The 3,842-nt window shown below is 69.3% G+C and carries 1 protein-coding gene; it reads right to left on the bottom strand.

What is annotated here, in order from left to right; translation table 11 throughout:
• Positions 1 to 287 precede the first annotated feature (287 nt).
• The gene (locus Q0588_RS06925; protein WP_298744988.1) at positions 288 to 3,710 is read right to left on the bottom strand and encodes an autotransporter domain-containing protein; all 3,423 of its coding nucleotides are present in this window, start codon (positions 3,708 to 3,710) and stop codon (positions 288 to 290) included.
• Positions 3,711 to 3,842 lie beyond the last annotated feature (132 nt).

Below are 3,842 nucleotides of genomic sequence, written 5' to 3'. Positions count from 1 at the left end.
GCGGCCAGCAGGCCGACGCCCGCCATCACGAACCAGCGTTCGGCAATCTTCACCTGATACTCCGAATGACGCGCCCGACCGGCAGGTTTAGCCCGCGTCGCGCGCCGCCGCCAGAGCCCCCGTCACTCCTGCGGCGCGGCGCGCCGGGCGTCGAGGCGCGGGCGGGAAGAAGGGAGCGGCCCGGCTCTCCCGCCGTTTCGGGATCGAGGGCGCCCGGGCGCGCCCGACCCCGGCGCCCGCCCCGGCCTGGCCCGGGCGGATCGGGCAGAGACGGGCCGAGTTTTCGCTCAGAAGCGGAAGGCCAGCTCGGCGCGATAGGACCGGTTCTCCACGTCGCTGCGGCCCAGGGTGGTTTCCGCGGCGACGGTGAGCCGCCAGGTGTCGCGGATCGCATCCAGGCCGAGCCCGACCTCGGCCCAGTCGGAATCGTCGCTGGCCAGGGCGAAGATCGCGTCCGGGCCGACGCCCCCGACGAAATTGGCGCCGAAGGCTGCGGGCTGGTCCTCGAAGGCGTGGACATAGGCGACGTTGGCCCAGGGCCGGTAGGTCGGCGATGTGCCGCTCACCGATACGCCGATCCGGCCTTCGACGGAGGTGCTGTCCTCGCGTTCGTAGCGCAGCGCCGGGCCGCCGCCCGTCTCGACCGTCGTGCCGTAATTGATCCGGCTGGCGCGCAGAGAAACGCCGGGAGTGATCGAGACGTTTTCGCGGAGCATCCGGTAACCGGCGCCGATCTCGCCCGCCACCACGTCCGCCTCGTCCTCGCTGCGCAGGGTGAAGACGTCGGGTCCGACCGCCACCATGCGCAGGGTCTCGACGTCGAACCGGCCGAGGCTGAACTGGCCGTCCAGGATCAGGCCGCCGTCGCCCTGATACTGGCCGTAGATGGCGGCCTGCCAGAGCTGGCCATCGGCGGATTGAGGCAGGACAGCGGTCTCGCCGGAAAGATCGGTGGTGGACAGGGCGACCCCGACGATCCGCCGACTGCCGATCGCGGCCTCAAGGCCCGTGGCGATGAAATAGCCGTCGAATTCGTCCTTGCCGCCGCCGGTGGCGGTGCGCATCGGCGCGCCCCGGCCGTCCAGATAGCCGGCCGCGATGAAGGCCCGCGTGTTGTCGGGCAGGACTCCGGGGACAACCACGGACTCCCCGGTCTCCCCAAGCGGGGAGGCCGAGCCTCCGTCCAGGGAGTCGAGCGCGACGGAAGCATAGTCGATGGGCCGCCCGATCACCTCGAACGAACCGTCCAGGTCGCCCCGCGTGACGGAGGACAGGCGCCCGCGATAGAAGCGCGCCATGCTGTTGACGGCGGCCGTGCCCAACGCGGTCTTGAGCGTTTCCGCCCGCGGGGCCAGGGCCTCGAGGTTCGCCTGTATCGATGCGGCGTCGCCGAGATCGAGCGGGCCGAAGACGTCCGCGAACCGGGTGTACTGGACCCGGTTCTGGTCCAGTAGCTGGGCGTAGGCCGCCTGGATCGGCGAATCGGTCACCACGTCGGCGTAAAGGCCCGCCGCGATTTCCATCTGCACCGAGGTCGCGCCATAGGTCAGTTCCGGCCTCAGGATGGCGCTGATCGGCGTCGTCGTGAAGGCGCCGGAGACGCCGCCCTGCGCGGTCAGGAAGGTGTAGCTGTCGCCATAGGCCGGGGACGCTCCCGAGGCGAAGTTGAAGGCGACGAGGCCGCCGACATTGGCCTGGCCGTTCACCGCCACCCGGTCCGAGCTCCCGTTGTCCCCCAGATTGATCAACAGGGTGCCGCCCGAGGCCAGGATGACGTCGCCGTTGAAGCTGAGCGTGCCGATCGTGGTCGGCGTTCCCGGCGCGATGAGCCCGGCCATGTTGGTGAAGAAGGGGGCGGTGATCGTTCCCGACCCGCTCAGCCCGCCGGTCATCATGAAGAAGTCGCCCCGCGTTCCAAGGGCGCCGTCGACGATGAGGGTGCCGGTCAGATGGGTGATGTCGATGTTGCTGTACAGCGACCCGGAGCCGGTGATGTTCAGCCTGGCGCCCACGCCCGACAGCGTCAGGCGGTCGATGGTGACGGCCGCGCCGAGGGTGGTCGTGCCGTTGGCCGACAGGGTCACGTCGAAATAGCGGGGCGGGATGGCGGCCAGCCGGTCCCCGTCGGTGTTGACGGGCGTGAAGCCGGTCGCGCCCGGCAGGCCGTTCAGCAGCGTCGCGGCCGGAAGAGCGGGCGGGGCGACGGCGGCGGCGGGGCTGGTCCCGGAATCAAGAGCGACCCGGACGGCGGCCCCGTCGTCGAAGCCGAGGTCCGATGCGCCGCCCGTTCCGCCGAGCAGGCTGTCGACCGAGGCGACGGCGGCGTTGTTCGTGGCGCCGGCGCCGATCGGCCTGGCCTCGGCGGTGAACTCGCCGGTGGCCATGTCGAGGCATTGGCTGAACCCGCCGGACTCGAAACAGGCCTGGCCGAAAGCCCCGTCAGTGCCGTTGGGTCCCTCTCCCGGCGTCGTCGGCACGCCGTTCACCAGCTGACCGTCCGGACCGATGATCCGGTAATTGGGGTCGAGGTTGGTGACCCAGTGCGAGGCGTCGTTCCAGTCGCCGTCCCCGGCCAGGGCCGAAACATAGTGATAGGGATTGTTGGCCGCGATCCAGTCCCAGTAGAGATAGAGAGGCTGGTAGAAGGCCGCGGTGCCGTAGCTGTTGGCGGGCTGACCGTTGAAGAAGCGCGTATAGCCGCCCGAAAGCACGCCGATCACGACCGGATTGGCGAAATGATCGTCCAGAATCAGCGGGCCGCCGGAGTCGCCGGAGGCGGTGTTGCCTTCGCGTGGCTGGGGATTGTCCCGCCAGGCGTTGAAATCGAACGGACTGGCCTGGGCCGTGCCGCGGCGGGGATCGTCGAAGTCGATCCAGTACAGGTTCTGCGGAAGACCCGAGCCGCCGCCGAACAGGAAGCCCTCGAAGTCGTCGAGCGAGGCCAGGGCGCCCAGCATGTTTTCGGCCAGCCGGCGGCGAAAGTCGATGCCTCCGGTCGAGCCGGTCGAACCGGTGCCGTTACGGCCGTAGCCGGCCAGTTCGACATGATAGCCGGTCCCGTTGGCGGTGATCGTCGGCGCTGGGAGCGCCGAGAACAGCATCGCCCAGCTGGGAACGTCGCTCGCCGCGGTGTCGAGCGAGGCCATCGCCACGTCGCCGTACAGGAATCTGGCGGCGCCGGGTTCGAGCGACGCCGGGTGATAGGCGACGTAGTTGCTGTTGTACATGTAGCGCGAGGTGTCGGTCTGATGGCCGCCGAACAACCACCCGCCGAAGGCGCTCGCCCCGGCGGCGTTGTTGTTGCTGGAGAAGCCGAAGCCGATCGGGGTGCCCCCGGACGCGGCGCCATAGTCGCCCGGGGCGCGGCTATTCACGCAATGCGCCGCGAAGATCACGGTGCGCGGATTGATCAAGGTCGCGGTGCACAGGCCGATGAAGCCGTTCTGCTGGTCGATGATCATCTGCCCGACGCCGGTCACGTCCACTGGATCGCGAGCGGTGGTCGGCGTGCCCGGACTGGAGATGACGATCTGGGGCTCACGGACGACGCCGCCTCCGGGTGTCAGCGCGCCCTGGGAAACACCTCCGCCTCCCGTCGTCTGCGCCAGCGCGCCTCCCGCGACAGCGGCCAGGCAAACCCCGCCGACGGTGCCCAGAAGCACCCGCCGCAAGGCGCGCGAAGGCGCGAAACAGTTCATTTGAACAGCCATCTCGATGCTCCCCCCAGATGATCGAAGCCAAGTTACCCACACATTCCCCCTGAAGAGCAAGGTTCTTTTAACGCTCCACCACATCCATCGCCGCCGTGCCGGGTAAGATGACGAGACCCCCATCCGACCTCC

Source organism: uncultured Brevundimonas sp., from assembly GCF_937870815.1.
Taxonomy (GTDB): domain Bacteria; phylum Pseudomonadota; class Alphaproteobacteria; order Caulobacterales; family Caulobacteraceae; genus Brevundimonas.
Note: the sequence above shows the minus strand (reverse complement) of the source record. Positions and strands in the feature narration are given on the sequence as shown.

Coding starts and splice junctions, on each gene's coding strand:
- Q0588_RS06925 (WP_298744988.1), bottom strand. CDS start 3,710: ATGGCTGTTCAAATGAACTGTTTCGCGCCTTCGCGCGCCTTGCGGCGG.